A 17,933-nucleotide genomic window follows, 5' to 3' on the forward strand; every position below is an offset into this window, starting at 1 on the left:
ACCACTGGCTGATGAGCCTGAATTGCTTTCACTTGCCATTAAAAGCATGTCAATTTTCATTTATCCTCTTTAGGTTGTCACTTTGGGTATCGTTAATGTAGAAAACATACATATTGACACTATACCTATCTTCATCATATAGCAAGTGGAAATGTTTATATTTTGAGAAAATCTCCATACAAAATAATAAAATACGTGTAAATCAGCATTTTGTCTACAAAAAGAAAAAGCCTCTAAGAGTATATCAACATTTAGAGGCTTTTTGCAATCAAATTGTTTGTGAATTCACAAAATTACGAATTGTGCTTATTGCACGTGTAGCATGCATCTCTGCACGCTCTGGTTTTGAACGACGTCCCGGTGGTAATTCAGGGAAAATTCCGAAGTTAACGTTCATCGGCTGGAAGTTTTTCGATTGTGCTTCTGTTATATAACGCGCCATACTTCCTAATGCCGTTTCGAATGGGAAGATAATTTGTTCTTGTCCCAGCGCTAATCGAGCTGCATTAATACCAGCAATTAATCCGCTACCAGCAGATTCAACATATCCTTCGACACCTGTCATTTGGCCTGCAAAGAAAATATTTTTTCGTTCGCGAAGCTGATAAGTTTTCTCTAGAACCTTTGGTGAATTAATGAACGTATTTCGATGCATAACTCCATAACGAACGATTTCAACATTCTCTAATCCCGGAATTAACTGCAATACTTCTTTCTGTGGGCCCCATTTTAAATGTGTTTGGAAGCCAACGATATTGTAAAGAGTTCCTGCAGCATCGTCTTGACGTAATTGAACAACTGCATAAGGTCGTTTCCCTGTTTTTGGATCTTCTAGACCTACCGGCTTCATCGGTCCAAATAACATTGTTTTCTCCCCGCGAGCAGCCATTACTTCAATCGGCATACAGCCTTCAAAGTAAATTTCCTTTTCAAATTCTTTTAATGGCACAACCTCTGCTTCGATTAACGCTTGACGGAAACGATCAAATTCTTCCTTTGTCATAGGACAGTTTAAATAAGCTGCTTCCCCTTTATCGTAACGAGATTTTAAATAAACCTTTTCCATATCGATGCTGTCTTTTTCAATAATTGGTGCTGCAGCATCATAGAAATATAGATAATCTAAACCTGTTAAGCCTTGAATTTTTTCAGCTAAAGCTTTCGATGTTAGGGGTCCTGTTGCAATAACAGTTATGCCTTCTGGAATTTCAGTGACTTCTTCATGAATGACTTCCACTAGAGGATGGTTTTTCACTGAGTCTGTCACATAGCCCGCAAATTCATGACGATCCACCGCTAAGGCACCGCCTGCTGGTACTGAACATGCATCTGCTGCCTTCATAATTACGGAATCTAAAATACGCATTTCTTCTTTAATTACACCTACGGCATTTGTTAGTCCATTTGCACGTAGTGAATTTGAACAAACAAGCTCTGCAAATTTATCAGTATGATGAGCTGGTGTTTGCTTTACTGGACGCATTTCATAAAGTTTAACTTTCACACCACGTTGAGCAATTTGCCAAGCAGCCTCACTACCTGCAAGACCTGCGCCTATTACATTTACTACTTGTTCAGTCATTTTCTTACCATCTTTCTATCATTGAGTAGGTGTCTCTTCATAGTCACATTTCGTACATTGAATTTGAACACCTTTTTTAATTTTTTTCTCTACTAATAATGCACTACATTTCGGACATGGTCTACTAATCGGCTTGTCCCAAGAAACAAATTCACACTCAGGGTATTGATTGCAACCATAGAATAAACGCTTTGTTTTACTCTTTCGTTCTACAATTTCACCTGTTTCACATGAAGGACATTTTACGCCAATAGGTTTCATAATTGCTTTTGTATTGCGGCAATCTGGGAAGTTTGAACAAGCCATAAATTTCCCATATCGCCCAAGCTTATAGACCATTGGAGATCCACAAAGCTCACAATCCTCGCCAGCGGGTTCATCTTTTATAACAACCTTTTCCATAGCCTCATCTGCATGCTTTACATGGACCTCAAAATCCTTATAAAACTCACGGACAATTTCTTTCCACTGACGACTACCTTCTTCAATATCATCCAAATCTTGCTCCATTTGTGCTGTGAATTCGATATTTATTTCATCAGGGAAAAACTCTAGTACGAGTTGGTGCACGATTTCTCCTAGCTCAGTCGGCATAAATCGTTTTGCATCTAATACGACATAGCCACGGCGCTGTATTGTATCGAGGGTCGGTGCATATGTGGACGGGCGCCCTATACCTAACTCTTCCATTGTCTTTACAAGACGCGCCTCTGAATAGCGTGGTGGTGGCTGTGTAAAATGTTGCTTCGGCTCAATTTCAAGAGATTTTACTTGATCGCCAACTTCCATTACAGGTAGAAGCTTTGTTGTTTCTTCTGTTTGATCATCTGTACCCTCAATATATAACTTCATAAAGCCAGCAAATTTAACTTGTGAGCCGTTTGCACGGAATAAAACATCCCCATTTTGTAAATCAACAGCAACTGTATCAAGTATAGCCGGCGCCATCTGACTAGCGATAAAGCGCTCCCAAATTAAACGATATAAGCGCAATTGGTCACGACTAAGCACTGTTTTTAATTCATCTGGAGTTCGCATCGTACTAGTTGGACGAATGGCCTCATGGGCATCTTGTGCATTGGATGCTTTTTTAGCTTGCTTCGACTCCGTGGAGATGAATTCTTTACCGTACTTAGATTCAATGTAGGCAATCGCCTCAGTTTTTGCTGTGTCCGAAATACGTGTAGAATCGGTACGCATATAAGTAATTAAACCGACTGTCCCCTCTTTTTTACCAACATCAATACCTTCATATAATTGTTGGGCAAGCATCATCGTTTTCTTAGCACGGAAATTTAACTTACGTGCGGCCTCTTGTTGTAAAGAAGATGTTGTAAAAGCAGGTGCTGCATTTCGTTTACGTTCTTTTTTAGATACATTGACAACTTCAAAACTTGTACCTTTAACATTTTTTAAAATAGATTTTACTTGTTCTTCATTTGTTAATTTAATTTTTTCTTTGCCATTACCATAATAAAGCGCATCGAACGTTTTCTTACCTTTTTCAAAAGATCCTTCAATTGTCCAATATTCTTCCGGTTGGAAATTTTTAATTTCATTTTCACGATCAATAATCATGCGTAGTGCTACAGATTGTACTCGTCCCGCTGATAATCCCTTTTTAACCTTTTTCCAAAGGATCGGACTAATGTTATAACCAACAAGTCTATCCAAAATACGGCGTGTTTGCTGTGCATCTACTAAATCCATATTAATAGGACGTGGATTTTTAAACGATTCTACAATTGCATCCTTTGTAATTTCATTAAAAACCACACGACAATCTGAATTGATATCAATATTTAACGCAGTCGCAAGGTGCCAAGCAATCGCTTCTCCCTCGCGGTCTGGATCGGCCGCTAGGAAGACTTTCTTCACTTTTTTAGCTGCAGACTTTAATTCCTGTAAAACAGGACCTTTACCACGAATAGTAATATATTTAGGTTCAAAATCATTTTCAGGACCAACACCCATTTGGCTACGTGGTAGATCACGAACATGCCCGATAGACGCTTTCACTTTATATTTTTTCCCTAAATATCGTTCAATTGTTTTTGCTTTTGCTGGTGATTCTACAATCACTAAATAATCCGCCATCTATGTCTCCCCCTTAGAGAGGTTTATTGCTAATTTTTTTAAGTTACCTGTTGCAAAATGTATAACAGATTTTAAGATAATGCAACTTTTTTTCAATTTTTGTTAGAAAAGAGCGTAAGTGTTTCAACGATTTCGTGACCATTGCACACTGGAATAGCTCCTTCTAATAGTAGTTTATTTGTGCCTTTTGATTGTTCTGCATTAATTGGACCCGGTACTACAAATACATCTTTTCCCTGCTCTAATGCATATTCTGTTGTAATAAGCGTACCACTTCTTAATGCCGCTTCTGTTACAACCAAAGCTTTGGACAATCCGCTAATGATTCGGTTACGCATTGGAAAATGCCATTTTTCAGGTTTCATATATGGCGGATACTCTGTGATAAGTAACTGATGCTCCGCCATATGCTTATTGAGAGACTCATTTTCCTTAGGATATATATAATTAAACCCGTGGCCAAGTACTGCAATTGTGGACCCACCGAATTTTATCGTTGTTTCATGAGCTATCGTATCAGCCCCTCTTGCTAGCCCGCTTACAACTGTATATTCGTGTTCAATAAGAGGTGGAACGATTAGATCCATCGCAGTCTTTGTATAGACGGTAGCCTTTCTAGAACCTATAATGGCTACTTGTTTTTCTTTCGTTATTAGCGAATACCGACCTTTCACATACAATACAGTAGGTGGACTTGATATTTCAAATAATTGCGCCGGGTAAAAAGGATGATGAAAAGGTATAGGGAAAATATTTGCCCGCTCATAAGCTTCTTCAAACGACGTTGTCATAATTTGTCGAAACCTTTGGGATATTTCCATTGCTTTGTGCGATGGAATTTGCAGTGCTTTTGAAATCTCGTAGGGGGGCGCTTCTTCAAAATAACTTAGTATATCCACCGGGGACAATAATTGTTGAAGTTTTTGAAGTGGTAATGGGTAAATATAATGTAAGGCTAGTAATCTCTGTGTATCGACTGAAAAAATCATTTAAAAACCTCCTTTTATATAGAAGAAATTAAATGACCGCATCTTTAATGACACAGCTTTTTTAGGAAAGGTCCTTTTAAAAAGTAAGTAGGAAGTTTTTCATCTCTTGAACACAATTCCGTTAGAAGCATATGAAAGCCGTGTCTAAAGTAATTATACCCTGGCATAATTCTCTGGAATCTGCATTGTACTTTGCCTGCAAAGCACTCTTTTCTGATTCCATAACATCCGCCGGAGGCTTTAACTTCTTTCAGCGGGTGTCCACACACCCGCTGAAAGAAGTTAAAGAAAAAGATGTAGCCACAACGTGCTACATCTTCCATTTTAATGGGTTTTACATTTTTCGTATAGCCCTTTTTCTTTAATGACTTTAATAAGGGTTTCACCAATGACAGATGGCGTTTCTGCTACTTCAATACCAGCAGCATTCATGGCCTTAATTTTCTCTGCTGCTGTCCCTTTACCACCTGAAATAATAGCACCAGCGTGACCCATACGTTTTCCTGGAGGCGCTGTTTGTCCACCGATAAAGCCAACGACAGGTTTCGTCATATTCGCTTTAATCCAGTCAGCCGCTTCTTCTTCAGCTGTACCCCCAATTTCCCCGATCATAACAACTGCATATGTTTCCGGATCGTTGTTAAACGCTTCCAAAACATCGATAAAGTTCGTACCATTGACAGGGTCACCACCGATACCTACAGCTGTAGTTTGGCCAATACCAGCTTGTGTCAATTGGTGTACAGCTTCATATGTTAACGTACCAGAGCGAGAAACAACTCCTACATGCCCTTTCGTATGGATATAACCAGGCATAATACCAATTTTACATTCATCTGCCGTAATAACACCTGGGCAGTTCGGACCAACTAGACGTGTCTTTTTACCTTCCATATAACGTTTAACCTTAACCATATCAAGGACAGGAATATGTTCAGTAATACAGATTGTTAATTCTAATTCAGCATCAACTGCCTCTAAAATAGCATCTGCCGCGAATGGTGCAGGTACATAAATAACTGAAGTTGTTGCGCCTGTTGCAGCTACAGCTTCCATTACAGTGTTAAATACAGGCACTCCTTCGATTTCAAGACCACCTTTACCTGGTGTTACACCAGCTACAATTTTAGTACCATACTCAAGCATTTGCTTCGTATGGAAAAGCGCTGTTTCGCCCGTAATCCCTTGTACAATTACCTTCGTATCTTTATCAATAAATACAGCCATTGTTCTCCCTGCCTTCCTTAGCCTACTAGTCCCACAATTTTTTGTGCACCGTCAGCCATTGAATCAGCTGCAACGATGTTTAAACCAGATGCATTTAAAATTTCTTTTCCAAGTTCCACATTTGTACCTTCTAAACGTACAACTAACGGTACAGCTAAGCCAATTTCTTTGGCAGCTGTCACAACACCCTCGGCAATAATATTACATTTCATAATTCCGCCAAAAATGTTTACGAAAATACCTTTTACATGTGGATCAGACAGAATAATTTTGAAAGCTTCTGTTACTTTTTCTGCCGTTGCACCGCCACCTACATCTAAGAAGTTAGCAGGGCTTCCGCCATAATAACTAATTGTGTCCATTGTAGCCATTGCAAGACCAGCTCCATTAACCATACAGCCAATGTTGCCATCTAGAGAAATATAGCTAAGGTCATATTTTGATGCTTCGATTTCCTTTGGATCTTCTTCATCAAAATCGCGCAATTCGACAATATCTTTATGACGATACAACGCATTTGCATCGAAATTAAATTTAGCATCTAATGCCAAGACTTCACCTTGTCCAGTTATAACAAGTGGATTAATTTCAACAATAGAAGCATCTTTGTCGATAAATGCTTGATACAAGCCTAACATTAATTTAACAGCTTTCCCTACTAGGTTAGCCGGAATATTCATATTAAACGCCATGCGACGTGCCTGGAAACCTGTTAATCCAACAACAGGATCCACAACTTCTTTGAAGATTTTTTCTGGATTTGATTCCGCTACTTCTTCAATATCCATGCCACCCTCTTCAGACCCCATCATCGTTACCCGGGATGTTGCACGGTCTAATACTAAACTTAAATAGTATTCTTTTTGAATATCAGAACCCTCTTCAATATATAAGCGTTTTACTTCTTTTCCCTCTGGACCTGTTTGATGAGTTACTAAAATTTTACCTAGTAATTCTTTTGCGTATGTACGCACCTCGTCAAGGTTTTTAGCGATTTTTACGCCTCCTGCCTTTCCGCGCCCACCTGCATGAATTTGCGCCTTGACTACAGTCACATTAGAGCCAAGTTCTTTCGCTACTTTCACTGCTTCATCAGGGGAAAAAGCAACTTTTCCGTTTGGTACTGCTACACCATATTTTCTAAGAATCTCTTTCCCTTGATATTCATGGATATTCATAATACATCCTCCCATCAAACATTTGCAAAATTGTTTTACTAACATAATCTATTCTAACGAAAGATTCTGATAAAGTCTATACCTTGTCTCTTATTCGTTTTTTATCTATTAATATGACGCTTTTTTCTGCTTTGTGTACTAAAACAGAGTTTTATGATAATCAGAATTATTCGTTTTTTCTATATTTTTGAGCATATTGTTGATCTAATCGATAAATAAATGCAAAAACTTCAGCAACAGCTTCATACAATTCTTCTGGGATTGACTCATTTAAATCTAATTGTCCAAGTAATTGAACAAGGTTTGGATCCTCATAAATAGGGACATCATGCTCATTCGCGCGCGCTAATATATTTTCTGCTATTTTGCCTTTTCCTTTCGCTACTACTGTTGGACTATCAAAACTGCCTAACTTATAAGTGAGAGCAATAGCCTCTTTTCGAGTAAATTTTTCTTCACTCATACGCGAAAATCCACCCCACTATGTTCCTCCTGCTGTTCTACTACAGGGGTTGTTTTTGCAGGTTGGGCTTTTTCAAATTGCTTAATAAAAACGCCTGAAAGTTGATATTCTTTTTCAGCTAAACCTATTTTTAACGCTGCTTTTAGTGGTTCTGCAAGCGGAATGATATCATCATTTTCATTAAAAACTGTCACAGAAACTACACGATTTTGAACCTGCATATCAATAACCGTTTCTTTCATAGATTCCATTTGTAAATAAAATAATATCCGCGCGTAATTCGCATCAATTTTACCGTCTTTCTTCATGCGTCCATTCCACTGTAATGTGGCATCCATTTTCTTGCCGAAGAATTCTAATGGTACTTGCATAATAAGCTGATGCTGATGACCATTCTCGCCTGATGCTAACTGCATACCGTTCATACGTGTCATTAACATTTCTGCTGCTTCCTTTAGCTGGGGAGCAATATGTGTTTCTTGCAATAATGTATGTAGCTGCGGTTTTAATTGATGTGCAATCTGCTGCATATCTGTTGACTTATCACTAAGTGTCGCTTCATAGCTAACTCCTAGGTTTTTTAAAACCGTTTTAAGTGCATGCTCCATTGCTTTACTGTCCATAGAATTTTGTACATGGGCATCTGCTTGAGTAACGATCTGCTGAATCATGGATTGCGGTGATTCAACACTATTTCTCATAAGATTTCGCATGAATGCTTCGTTTTGTAGCGGAGTGGTTGCTTCATGCTTTATAAGTGATAATAAATGGTCTTTCACCGAAAGAGCATTGGCATCTTGTGTAAATAAACGCCCCGAGGAATTTTCTGCAAACGCCTTTATAAGTTGTTCTTGCATTTGTTTTGCAAAAATTTCTAGAGTTTGTTTAGTTGCAGGTAGCTGATTAAAGCGATCGATCAGTTGATTGGCGGACTGCTTTTGTTCGTTGGTTAATAAGCTTTGATTCGCAGTCCATGATTTAAGCTGGTCTACAAGATGATTGATATTGTCAGATTTTGTCGTTAAAATTGTTTGAATAACTTGTCCAGCCTGTTGCAGCGGATTTGACGGCATAGACTTTACATCGCTTAAGCTAGACCAATTTTGCAAGGTTGCCTGCTGTGGAAGTATCCCTGCCTCCTTTAAAATATTCAAGGCTTGAATCTTTTCACTCATAGAAGCAGTATTATTAGTTAATATTTGGATGGATTTAGCAAGTACTAAACCACCTGTTTCTACTTCAAAAGGCTTCGCAATTGCCTGTACCTGCTGCATTAAATTTTGCTTTAGCATTTCTGGTAAAGCTATATCCTTCGTTAAAAGTTGTGTAAAGTTTTCCATTACGGAAACCATGCCAGCAGTTTTTTGTCCGCTAATAAGAGCTTGAAAAACATCATTTGTCATTGGCATTTTTAACTCCACCATTTTTTGAATGGCTTGTAAGGCATCTATTTTATTAACGCCCTCCGGTAAAGCCTTTAACCAAACTTCTGCCTGCATTAGCTGTTCTTTTGAAATTGGCAGCTGAGCTTTCATAAAATGAGCTAAAAGCTGCTGCATTTCCGCTGTTTTTGGTAAATTCATTGACTCCAGTAACTGATTAATTTGTTGACCTTGGGTAGCCGTTTGTGCCATAGGACCTGTAGCAACTTTTAGTTCTGTTTGCGGGCTTGTACCCGTTACTTGAAAGAAATGGCTGTCACCTGCTTTTAGCGGGACTTCAAGTTTAGCAACAAACTTTTGGTGTCCAACTTGTATTTCTGCCATTTGATCTGGATATAATTGCTTGATGGTTCCTTGAAAAACTTGACCTTGTTTTAAAGTGAGTGGCTGATTAACGGAGGTTGAAGCAGTTTGTTGCATTTGAATCGGATTAAAAGATGTGGCTGTCATATACATACTCCTTTCCTCAATTACTTCTTGGCGTAATTGGCTTTTTATTTTTCGCTCATGTTCCTCACCATAGCATAGGGTTGATTTCCGCTCCGACTGGGCGCTTTGTTGCTGACGCTTCGCTTTCGCGCAGAGCAGAGCTTCCTGGGGGCGTCGGGGCAACAGATGTTTTTTGCGCGAAAGCGTAGTGTTAACGCAGCGGCAGCAGAGGGTTTTGCTTGTGCGAAAGCGCAGCGACAGCAACAGCAGGATGTTGGTCACGAAGGCGTTATCACAGGATGTGATGGTTTTAGCCTTCGTTCCCCTCTCGCTGATCCCCAAGGAGTCGCCCAGTCTCCGCTCCAATCAACTTATCCACATGATATACGTTTTATCAAATAGCATGCTGAACTTTAGGTGATGTGCCTCTTATTTTTCGTATTCTGTTTTCAAAATTCTTTAAAGCATTGACTTTATCGGTTCAAATGACTTGCGATGATGAATAGTTGGTCCGAACTCTTCAAGTGCTATTAAATGCTGCTTTGTTCCATAACCTGCATGCTGAGCAAAACCATACATAGGAAATTCTTCATCTAATTGATCCATATAGTCATCTCGAGCCGTTTTCGCCAATATCGATGCAGCTGCAATAGCTAAGCTTTTCGCATCCCCTTTAATAATTGAATCCTGTGGAATAGATATTGGTAGCGTCATAGCATCAACTAATACATAATTAGGTTTAATAGATAACGATTCTACACTTGTCTTCATCGACTGCTTCGTCGCTTCGTAAATATTCAAATTATCAATTTGTTGTGCCGATTGAAAATGGATAAAATAGCTTAATGCATGTTCCTTTATTAAAGCCGCATAGGCATTGCGTTTATCTTTTGATAATTGCTTTGAATCATTTAATCCGACTAGAGCCTCACAGTTTGTTGGTAAAATAACAGCGGCTGTTACTACTGGCCCTGCTAACGGTCCACGCCCTGCTTCATCTACCCCTGCGATTAAGGTATCTTCTCCGCCATAACTTTGGTCAAAATTGACTTTCGCTTGATGATCCTGGAGTAACTGTTGTTTTTTCTCTTGGCGCTTATTCCAGCTTTGCCAAGCCTTTTGCACACCTGTACGTTCATCAGTTGCTACCCCTGTCATCCAGTCCTGCCATCCCTCCGCTTCCTTCAATGCTGCAGTAATTTCTTTAATCGTTTTCATCTATTTACTCCCTTTTTGGTTCATCAGATCAATTATACCTCGGTAATTTTTCCGTGACATCCGCCAGAGGCTTTCGTCCAACGGATGTTTGCTGTAGCGAGAGCGAAGCGGTAGCTACCAAGCGCCCAGTTGAAACGGAAAGTAATCCTACTTTATAATGAAAAGCTCCTATTGATTCAAAAATATTTTTGCTTCTTTTTCTCGTTCTATATCCTATATCGGCAAGAATAAGTATTCCTAAAAGAAAAACTGTCATGCTCACGATTTCTGGCGTGAGTATGACAGTTTTCTTTATTGCTGCTCTGTTTCTTTTTCAAGTTGTTCGTCAACAAAGTCAAATGTTAGCTTGCCTAATTGTAACCCACGAATATCACGTACGATTAGTTGAGCTACTTGATCATAATCGATTTCTCCTCCAGGACCGAAAACACGACGAAGTTTACCAATATGATCGAAGGTATCTACTAAATCTTCATGGATAAACTGTAAGCCATAGCGTTCTTCCATTCGTGACGGATAATGAGTGGATAAAAAGCGTAGACCATAAACAGCTAAATCTTCCATATTCGTTATTGTATCCTTTATAGCACCAGTCAAGGCTAATTTAAAACCTACTTCTTGATCTTCAAATTTCGGCCATAAAATACCTGGTGTATCAAGTAACTCAAGCTCTTTACCAACCTTTATCCATTGCTGAGCCTTAGTAACCCCTGGGGTATTCCCCGTTTTTGCTATATTTTTCTTTGCTAGGCGATTAATTAGCGTCGATTTCCCTACGTTAGGAATCCCAACAATCATTGCACGAATGGCTCTTGGCTTCATCCCACGTGACTTCATACGCTCAAATTTTTCTTTTAATATTTCTTGAGCAGCCTTTGTAACCTGCTGTAATCCTTTACCTTCAAGGGAATTGATTGCTACTGCCTTATGACCCTTTTGTGCAAAGTATTCAACCCATTTACGTGTTTCATGTTCATCTGCCATATCTGACTTATTTAAGATAAGGAGACGCGGTTTTTGATTAATCACTTCATCTATCATCGGATTTCGTGAAGATAGAGGTAAACGAGCATCTATTAATTCAAATATAATATCAACTAGCTTTAATTTTTCTGTTACTTCCCTGCGAGCCTTTGCCATATGCCCTGGAAACCATTGTATAGTCATATCTATACCTCCTAAACTAAAAGAAAAAGGGAGTTTTAACTTCTTTCAGCAGGTGTCCAAACGCCTGCTGAAAGAAGTTAAAGCCTCCGACGGGTGTCATGGAATCGGAAAGGAGTTCACAGAGGATGTTAGCCTAAAATCATCGCATCCATGCGATAACGGCTAACTGACCTGCGTCATGCAGGCCTAAGCACAAAGCCGATTCCAGACGCAATTATGCCAAGGCATAATTGATCTCTCCCTTTCAAGAATTACTTTACAATTTTAATTTCACTAAACGGCCAGAAAATCAGACTTGTATTACCAATAATCTCTTTCTGATCGACGACTCCAATAATACGACTGTCCTTACTGTATCGACGATTATCTCCCATAACGAACACATAGCCTTCCGGAATTACATTATCTTTTAGGTTTACATCAATGTCTTTTAACGTAAAATCCTCGGTTAAAGTACCTTCTGTAATTTCTGATTTGTAGGCATCTAAATACGGTTCATCAATCGGTTCACCGTTAATGTATAATTGATCATTTTTATATTCCAAAGTCTCTCCTGGTAGCCCGATAACACGTTTAATATAGTTTTTCTTCTCAGGAGCATGGAATACAACAATATCAAAGCGTTTTGGTTCACCTATTTTATAACCAATTTTATTCACAATCATACGGTCGCCATCTTCAAGGGTTGGCATCATGGATTGGCCATCTACTGCAATGGGTGTAAATAAAAAATAACGAATAATTGCTGCAATCGCAAATGCAATTAGAAGCGCCTTTGTCCATTCCCATAGTTCATTCTTTTCCTTCACTTGTTTTTCCATTGAGATTTGCCCCCTTGTCTATCCTCATTTTAGTTGATAGCTATTTAAGATGACAAGCAAAAAGAAAAGAGGCTTGTTGCACAAGCCCCTCACTTTTAAGTCATAATTATCGAATTTCTTTAATACGAGCAGCTTTACCACGTAGGTTACGTAGGTAGTAAAGTTTAGCACGACGTACTTTACCACGACGTACAACTTCTAAGTTAGCGATTTTTGGTGTGTGTACAGGGAATGTACGTTCAACACCTACACCATAAGAAATTTTACGAACTGTGAAAGTTTCGCTAATACCGCCACCACGACGTTTAATTACTACACCTTCGTATACTTGGATACGTTCACGAGTACCCTCTACTACTTTCACGTGTACCTTAACAGTATCACCAGGACGGAAAGTTGGTAGATCAGTGCGAAGCTGAGCTTTTGTAATCTCTGTAATAATGTTTGACATTGTTTTTCTCTCCTTAGACAGATGCTCTTGCACGCAATCTATGCCACAGCGGAACACCGTAATTCAGTACTTCACATAGAAGTACAGAATAGATGTTATCATAAATATAGATAGCAATCAAGCATCTTTATTATTGTTTTTAAGTTTTTCTAAATACAATTTTTGCTTGTCTGTTAATGGATAATTCTCAAGTAAATCCGGGCGACGCTCGAATGTTCGTTTCAGAGATTCTTCCGCACGCCATTGCTCAATCTTTGCATGATTACCTGATAGTAAAACATCAGGTACTTTCATCCCGCGAAACTCAGCAGGACGTGTATAATGTGGATGCTCTAGGAGGCCCGTTGAGAACGAATCTTGTATGTGGGAATCTGCTTGTCCTAAAACCCCCGGTAGAAGTCGTACAACGCTATCTATAACCGTCATAGCCCCTAGCTCTCCACCCGTTAATACGAAATCTCCAATTGAAATCTCATCTGTAACAAGATGCTGACGAATGCGTTCATCATAACCTTCGTAATGGCCACATAAAAATACTAGTTCTTTTTCTTGAGCTAGCTCTTCTGCTTTTTTTTGCGTAAAGCGCTCACCTTGTGGACACATCAAAATAATCCGAGGATTTTTTCCTTCAGTGATGGCCTCTACTGCGCTAAACATCGGCTCTGGTTTTAACACCATTCCCGCACCACCACCATATGGATAATCGTCTACTTGATTATGCTTATTACCCGAAAATCCACGAATATCAGTTACTTCCAGATTTACAGCACCTTTTTCCTGCGCTTTCTTTAATATGGATGCACCAAAGACGCCTGTAAACATATCCGGAAATAAACTTAACACATGAATATTCATCATAGCAGACCTTCCATTACGTGTATCACTATTTTCTTCTCATCTACGTCAATTTCCTTGACGATATCCTCGATATATGGGATGTAGTGCTCTTTTTTAGCGCCCTTGACTACCCATACATCGTTTGCACCTGTTTGAAGAATGTCGATCACCGCTCCGATTGTTTCGCCTTCTTCAGAAACAACTGTACAGCCAATGATTTCATGGTAGAAAAATTCATTTTCCTCTAATAAATCCTCTGTCATTTGATCTTTTGTAATTTTAAGCATTCCTTCTTTGAAATGCTCAACAAGATTGATGTTATTCATTCCTTCAAAAGTCAATAAAATAAAATTTTTATGACGACGCATTGATTCAATTGTTACCCACGTTGGTTTTTTATCGTCTTTTTTAAATGCTGCAAGCTTATTTCCAACTTCGAAGCGCTCATCTTCGAAATCTGTTGTTGATAACACACGTACCTCACCACGAATACCGTGTGTATTGACAATACGACCTACATTAAACCATTCCATTCAAATCTCACCTCGTATCAATTTCGCCTTGGCGTAATTTCGTCCAGATTTTGAATTGTGCTCAGGCCTGCACAATGACCGACACGATGTCGGTCAGTTAGCCGCTTTCGCAGATGCGAATATTTTAGCCTAACACCTATTCCGTTCAAAATCCATGACATCCGCCAGAGGCTTTGGGCCAACAGATGTTTTTTATACGAAAGCGTAGTGTTAACGCAGCGGCAGCAACACGATGTTGGTCGATCATTCATTGTTGCTGTCGCTTCGCTTTCGCACAGAAAAAACCCTTGTTGCTGTCGCACAGAAAAAACCGTGTTGTTGCTGTCGCTTCGCTTTCGCACAGATAAAATGCCACAGGATGTGGCGTTCTTAGACTAAGTTCCTCTATTTCAGCAGGTGCTTGACATCCACTGAAAAGGAATTACACCTTATTCATCTCACCACCTTAAGAGGCGGGAGTTTTTACTGAATGAAGATAAAAAATGTTAAAACATCTCATCCCCATCAAGCTACTTGCTAACCGATTAAAAAGTGACTTTTCTCTCACCTTTCACCTACAAAAGCAGATTAACTCTTGGTGGATGGAGTTTTAACTTTGACGTTGACTTGTTTTCCTCAATGTCATTATGTTCAATAATCTCTCCATGTAATTATGATAATGAAAAAAGGAAGGAACTGGCAAGCTCCTTCCTTTTTAGTCCAGATTTTACGCTTTACCTCAAGGCCACTTTAAATTCCTAACCGCATGTAAACATACCTATTAGGACTCTCCAGTGCTTGTCGCATGTAAAAGAGCGTGAAAATCTTTTCTATCAATCCAATATATCGACGTAGGTCTTTTTTTGATGGTGACTACCCGCCGCTGAATAAACAATTGTACGAATCGCTTTCGCTACTCGCCCTTGCTTGCCTATGACTTTCCCTCGATCCTCTGGATGAACAAAAAGTTTATAAACAATTCGATTTGCATTTTCATCCGTCTCTATACGAACTTCTTCTGGATAATCGACTAACGGTAAAACGATTGCTTCAATCAGCTGCTTCAAAGACGTCGCCCCCGATTATTTACTGAATTTTTGGTTATGGAATTTTTCCATGATACCTTGTTCTGAGAACAAGTTACGTACTGTATCTGATGGTTTTGCACCGTCAGTTAACCATTTAAGAGCTTTCTCTTCATCGATGTTTACAGTAGCTGGTTTAGTTAGTGGGTTGTAAGTACCAACTGTTTCGATTGAACGACCGTCACGTGGTGAACGAGCGTCTGCAACTACGATACGATAGAAAGGAGATTTTTTAGCTCCCATACGTTTTAAGCGAATTTTAACTGCCATTTTAATAGCACCTCCGAATAAGTTTCACACAAGATAGTATATTATCAATGTTTAGGTTGTTTGTAAAGTGTTTTTTCTTAACACCTATAAATTATTATTTAAACAATGAATCAAAGCCTGGTAGTTTCATCTTTTTCTTACCTTTGCCACTTGCCATGCCTGTCATTTGCTTCATCATTTTTTTCATTTCATCAAATTGCTTTATTAATCGATTTACCTCTTGAATTGACGTCCCTGAACCCTTCGCTATGCGCTTTTTACGGCTACCATTAATGATTTCTGGATTCGTCTTTTCAGCTGGTGTCATCGAATAAATAATCGCTTCTACGCGGCCCATTTGCTTATCATCAACTTTAACATTGTCTAAGCCTTTGATTTTGCCGGCACCTGGTATCATTTTCAAAATCTCGTCAAGCGGACCCATTTTCTTTACTTGCTGCAATTGTTCAACAAAGTCATCAAACGTAAAACTCTGCGTTTTAAATTTTTCTTCTAGTTCTTTAGCCTTTGCTTCGTCAACATTTGCCTGAGCTTTTTCAATAAGCGATAAAACGTCACCCATACCTAATATACGAGACGCCATACGCTCAGGATGGAAAGGTTCGAGCGCATCCATCTTTTCACCCATACCGACGAATTTAATCGGCTTCTGTGTAACGGAACGAATTGATAACGCCGCACCACCACGTGTATCACCATCAAGTTTTGTTAAAACAACCCCTGTAATGCCGATTGCTTCATTAAAACTTTCTGCCACGTTTACAGCATCCTGACCTGTCATAGCATCTACAACTAGGAACACTTCATCCGGTTCTTTTAATGCACGAATATCTTTTAATTCCTGCATTAATTCTTCATCGATATGCAAGCGCCCAGCTGTATCGATGATCACAACATCATGATGTTCTTCTTTGGCCAACTCAATTGCCTGTCGTGCAATTTCTACTGGAGATACATCAGTTCCTAACGCAAAAACAGGTAGGGATAACTGCTTTCCTAATGTTTGTAGCTGTTGAACAGCCGCTGGGCGATACACGTCTGCAGCAACTAGTAATGGCTTACGATTATATTTTTTACGTAATACATTTGCTAATTTACCAGTAGTTGTTGTTTTCCCGGCACCTTGTAAACCGACCATCATAATAACAGTTGGTGGCTTAGTATTAAATTTGATTGGGCTTTGCTCGCCACCCATTAATTCTGTTAACTCGTCTTGTACGATTTTAATAACTTGCTGACCTGGTGTTAAGCTTTGCATAACATCCACACCGACAGCACGTTCACTGACCTTTTTAACGAATTCTTTGACTACTTTTAAGTTAACATCCGCCTCGATTAAAGCAAATCGGACTTCTCGCATCATTTCTTTAACGTCTTGTTCCGATACTTTACCTTTACCTTTAATCTTTTGGATCGTTCCTTGGAGTCGTTCCGCTAATCCTTCAAAAGCCATTGCTTTCGCCTCCTAATCCCATTCTTTCAACTGTTCTATAAGCGCCAGCTGCTCTTCAACCGTCATACTTTTTTCAGTAATCCCTGTTGTTAGCTGCGCAAGCATTTGTGTACGTTGTTGGAATTTTTCCAATAAACATAGTTTTTCTTCATATTCTTCAAGCATCGCTTCTGTTCGACGAATATTATCATAAACAGCTTGGCGTGAAACTCCATACGATTCAGCGATTTCTCCAAGCGAGTGATCATCTAAATAATATAGTTCCATATAACTTCGTTGCTTATCTGTTAATAATGCTTGATAAAAGTCGAAGAGAAAGTTCATGCGTGTTGTTTTTTCAAGTAGCATCGAATGTTTCTCCTCCCGTTATTAGTCCCTTGTATCATAACGAAAAGCGCCCGTCTGTGTCAAGGTAATCTCCTTGTCTAAAAGCCTTAATTAACTGCTTTTTAGGTGTTTTTCACCTATAGCTAGTATTTCTCTTTTAAACAATGCGATTCACCTGCACAGACGAGCGCAATTACAAATTTACTTACTCAAATGTTGATCCTCGGACTATCACCAAAACGTGTGGTTGATTTCCGTTCCGACTGGGCGCTTTATAGCTGACGCTTTGCTTTCGCTACAGAAAACATTTGTTGCTGTCGCTTCGCTTTCGCACAGATAAAACATTTGTTGCTGTCGCTTCGCTTTCGCACAGATAAAACATTTG

18 protein-coding genes are annotated in these 17,933 nt (G+C 39.2%); 1 reads left to right on the forward strand and 17 read right to left on the reverse strand.

From position 1 onward, the window contains the following. Positions 1-268: 268 nt before the first annotated feature. From trmFO to MOK21_RS06535, 7 genes are all read right to left on the reverse strand, one after another. Complete coding sequence (gene trmFO / locus MOK21_RS06505) at positions 269-1,582, reverse strand: FADH(2)-oxidizing methylenetetrahydrofolate--tRNA-(uracil(54)-C(5))-methyltransferase TrmFO (protein WP_249073142.1); 1,314 nt, start codon at positions 1,580-1,582, stop codon at positions 269-271. Positions 1,583-1,600: 18 nt separating this feature from the next. Next, positions 1,601-3,679 carry a type I DNA topoisomerase gene (gene topA / locus MOK21_RS06510; protein WP_249073143.1) on the reverse strand — a complete coding sequence of 693 codons (2,079 nt, stop codon included), beginning with the start codon at positions 3,677-3,679 and terminating at the stop codon, positions 1,601-1,603. A gap of 92 nt (positions 3,680-3,771) precedes the next feature. Further along, entirely contained in the window at positions 3,772-4,668 is an 897-nt protein-coding gene (gene dprA / locus MOK21_RS06515; RefSeq protein WP_249073144.1) for a DNA-processing protein DprA, read from the reverse strand. Between the two features lie 324 nt (positions 4,669-4,992). After that, a complete protein-coding gene (gene sucD, locus MOK21_RS06520; RefSeq protein ID WP_249073145.1) occupies positions 4,993-5,895 on the reverse strand; it encodes a succinate--CoA ligase subunit alpha in 903 nt (300 codons plus the stop codon). A 17-nt stretch (positions 5,896-5,912) separates the two neighbouring features. After that, positions 5,913-7,073 carry an ADP-forming succinate--CoA ligase subunit beta gene (sucC, locus tag MOK21_RS06525; RefSeq protein WP_249073146.1) on the reverse strand — a complete coding sequence of 387 codons (1,161 nt, stop codon included), beginning with the start codon at positions 7,071-7,073 and terminating at the stop codon, positions 5,913-5,915. Positions 7,074-7,239: 166 nt separating this feature from the next. After that, positions 7,240-7,536 (reverse strand): EscU/YscU/HrcU family type III secretion system export apparatus switch protein, encoded by a 297-nt coding sequence (locus MOK21_RS06530; protein ID WP_249073147.1) that lies wholly within the window; start codon positions 7,534-7,536, stop codon positions 7,240-7,242. Continuing rightward, positions 7,533-9,428, reverse strand: coding sequence for a hypothetical protein (locus MOK21_RS06535; protein WP_249073148.1), 1,896 nt, complete (start codon positions 9,426-9,428; stop codon positions 7,533-7,535). The genes MOK21_RS06530 and MOK21_RS06535 overlap by 4 nt, the downstream gene beginning before the upstream one ends. Before the next feature lie 165 nt (positions 9,429-9,593). Between MOK21_RS06535 and MOK21_RS06540 the strand changes: the two genes are divergently transcribed. Then, positions 9,594-9,809: a hypothetical protein gene (locus tag MOK21_RS06540; protein ID WP_249073149.1), complete on the forward strand. Its 216-nt coding sequence runs from the start codon at positions 9,594-9,596 to the stop codon at positions 9,807-9,809. A 57-nt stretch (positions 9,810-9,866) separates the two neighbouring features. Here the strand turns inward: MOK21_RS06540 and MOK21_RS06545 are convergent, their stop codons facing one another. The 10 genes from MOK21_RS06545 to MOK21_RS06590 all read right to left on the reverse strand — a co-directional run bounded on the left by MOK21_RS06545 (position 9,867) and on the right by MOK21_RS06590 (position 17,569). Next, a complete protein-coding gene (locus MOK21_RS06545) occupies positions 9,867-10,625 on the reverse strand; it encodes a ribonuclease HII (RefSeq protein WP_249073150.1) in 759 nt (252 codons plus the stop codon). 291 nt (positions 10,626-10,916) lie between these two features. Beyond that, complete coding sequence (ylqF, locus tag MOK21_RS06550) at positions 10,917-11,792, reverse strand: ribosome biogenesis GTPase YlqF (protein WP_249073151.1); 876 nt, start codon at positions 11,790-11,792, stop codon at positions 10,917-10,919. A gap of 251 nt (positions 11,793-12,043) precedes the next feature. Further along, entirely contained in the window at positions 12,044-12,613 is a 570-nt protein-coding gene (gene lepB / locus MOK21_RS06555; protein ID WP_249073152.1) for a signal peptidase I, read from the reverse strand. Positions 12,614-12,719: 106 nt separating this feature from the next. Continuing rightward, positions 12,720-13,064, reverse strand: coding sequence for a 50S ribosomal protein L19 (gene rplS / locus MOK21_RS06560; protein ID WP_010858422.1), 345 nt, complete (start codon positions 13,062-13,064; stop codon positions 12,720-12,722). Between the two features lie 117 nt (positions 13,065-13,181). Then, positions 13,182-13,919 carry a tRNA (guanosine(37)-N1)-methyltransferase TrmD gene (gene trmD, locus MOK21_RS06565; protein WP_249073495.1) on the reverse strand — a complete coding sequence of 246 codons (738 nt, stop codon included), beginning with the start codon at positions 13,917-13,919 and terminating at the stop codon, positions 13,182-13,184. Further along, positions 13,919-14,434, reverse strand: a complete 516-nt coding sequence (gene rimM / locus MOK21_RS06570; protein ID WP_249073153.1) for a ribosome maturation factor RimM — start codon at positions 14,432-14,434, stop codon at positions 13,919-13,921. The genes trmD and rimM overlap by 1 nt, the downstream gene beginning before the upstream one ends. 812 nt (positions 14,435-15,246) lie before the next feature. Next, positions 15,247-15,480, reverse strand: coding sequence for a KH domain-containing protein (locus tag MOK21_RS06575; protein WP_004269410.1), 234 nt, complete (start codon positions 15,478-15,480; stop codon positions 15,247-15,249). 15 nt (positions 15,481-15,495) lie between these two features. Continuing rightward, positions 15,496-15,768 (reverse strand): 30S ribosomal protein S16, encoded by a 273-nt coding sequence (gene rpsP / locus MOK21_RS06580; RefSeq protein WP_049668417.1) that lies wholly within the window; start codon positions 15,766-15,768, stop codon positions 15,496-15,498. A gap of 94 nt (positions 15,769-15,862) precedes the next feature. After that, positions 15,863-17,221: a signal recognition particle protein gene (gene ffh, locus MOK21_RS06585; protein WP_249073154.1), complete on the reverse strand. Its 1,359-nt coding sequence runs from the start codon at positions 17,219-17,221 to the stop codon at positions 15,863-15,865. A gap of 12 nt (positions 17,222-17,233) precedes the next feature. Beyond that, on the reverse strand, positions 17,234-17,569 hold the full coding sequence (locus MOK21_RS06590; protein WP_249073155.1) for a putative DNA-binding protein: 336 nt from the start codon (positions 17,567-17,569) through the stop codon (positions 17,234-17,236). Between the last annotated feature and the right edge of the window lie 364 nt (positions 17,570-17,933).

Origin of the sequence: Lysinibacillus sp. BPa_S21 (genome assembly GCF_023337795.1) — a bacterium.
Lineage (GTDB): Bacteria > Bacillota > Bacilli > Bacillales_A > Planococcaceae > Lysinibacillus.

What these genes read in the sequence shown, in the direction of transcription:
- topA (WP_249073143.1), bottom strand. Translation starts at nt 3,679, where the DNA reads ATGGCGGATTATTTAGTGATTGTAGAATCACCAGCAAAAGCAAAAACA.
- trmFO (WP_249073142.1), bottom strand. Translation starts at nt 1,582, where the DNA reads ATGACTGAACAAGTAGTAAATGTAATAGGCGCAGGTCTTGCAGGTAGT.
- MOK21_RS06530 (WP_249073147.1), bottom strand. Translation starts at nt 7,536, where the DNA reads ATGAGTGAAGAAAAATTTACTCGAAAAGAGGCTATTGCTCTCACTTAT.
- MOK21_RS06540 (WP_249073149.1), top strand. Translation starts at nt 9,594, where the DNA reads ATGTTTTTTGCGCGAAAGCGTAGTGTTAACGCAGCGGCAGCAGAGGGT.
- ffh (WP_249073154.1), bottom strand. Translation starts at nt 17,221, where the DNA reads ATGGCTTTTGAAGGATTAGCGGAACGACTCCAAGGAACGATCCAAAAG.
- trmD (WP_249073495.1), bottom strand. Translation starts at nt 13,919, where the DNA reads ATGAATATTCATGTGTTAAGTTTATTTCCGGATATGTTTACAGGCGTC.
- rimM (WP_249073153.1), bottom strand. Translation starts at nt 14,434, where the DNA reads ATGGAATGGTTTAATGTAGGTCGTATTGTCAATACACACGGTATTCGT.
- lepB (WP_249073152.1), bottom strand. Translation starts at nt 12,613, where the DNA reads ATGGAAAAACAAGTGAAGGAAAAGAATGAACTATGGGAATGGACAAAG.
- sucD (WP_249073145.1), bottom strand. Translation starts at nt 5,895, where the DNA reads ATGGCTGTATTTATTGATAAAGATACGAAGGTAATTGTACAAGGGATT.
- MOK21_RS06535 (WP_249073148.1), bottom strand. Translation starts at nt 9,428, where the DNA reads ATGACAGCCACATCTTTTAATCCGATTCAAATGCAACAAACTGCTTCA.
- ylqF (WP_249073151.1), bottom strand. Translation starts at nt 11,792, where the DNA reads ATGACTATACAATGGTTTCCAGGGCATATGGCAAAGGCTCGCAGGGAA.
- sucC (WP_249073146.1), bottom strand. Translation starts at nt 7,073, where the DNA reads ATGAATATCCATGAATATCAAGGGAAAGAGATTCTTAGAAAATATGGT.
- MOK21_RS06545 (WP_249073150.1), bottom strand. Translation starts at nt 10,625, where the DNA reads ATGAAAACGATTAAAGAAATTACTGCAGCATTGAAGGAAGCGGAGGGA.
- rplS (WP_010858422.1), bottom strand. Translation starts at nt 13,064, where the DNA reads ATGTCAAACATTATTACAGAGATTACAAAAGCTCAGCTTCGCACTGAT.
- rpsP (WP_049668417.1), bottom strand. Translation starts at nt 15,768, where the DNA reads ATGGCAGTTAAAATTCGCTTAAAACGTATGGGAGCTAAAAAATCTCCT.
- dprA (WP_249073144.1), bottom strand. Translation starts at nt 4,668, where the DNA reads ATGATTTTTTCAGTCGATACACAGAGATTACTAGCCTTACATTATATT.
- MOK21_RS06590 (WP_249073155.1), bottom strand. Translation starts at nt 17,569, where the DNA reads ATGCTACTTGAAAAAACAACACGCATGAACTTTCTCTTCGACTTTTAT.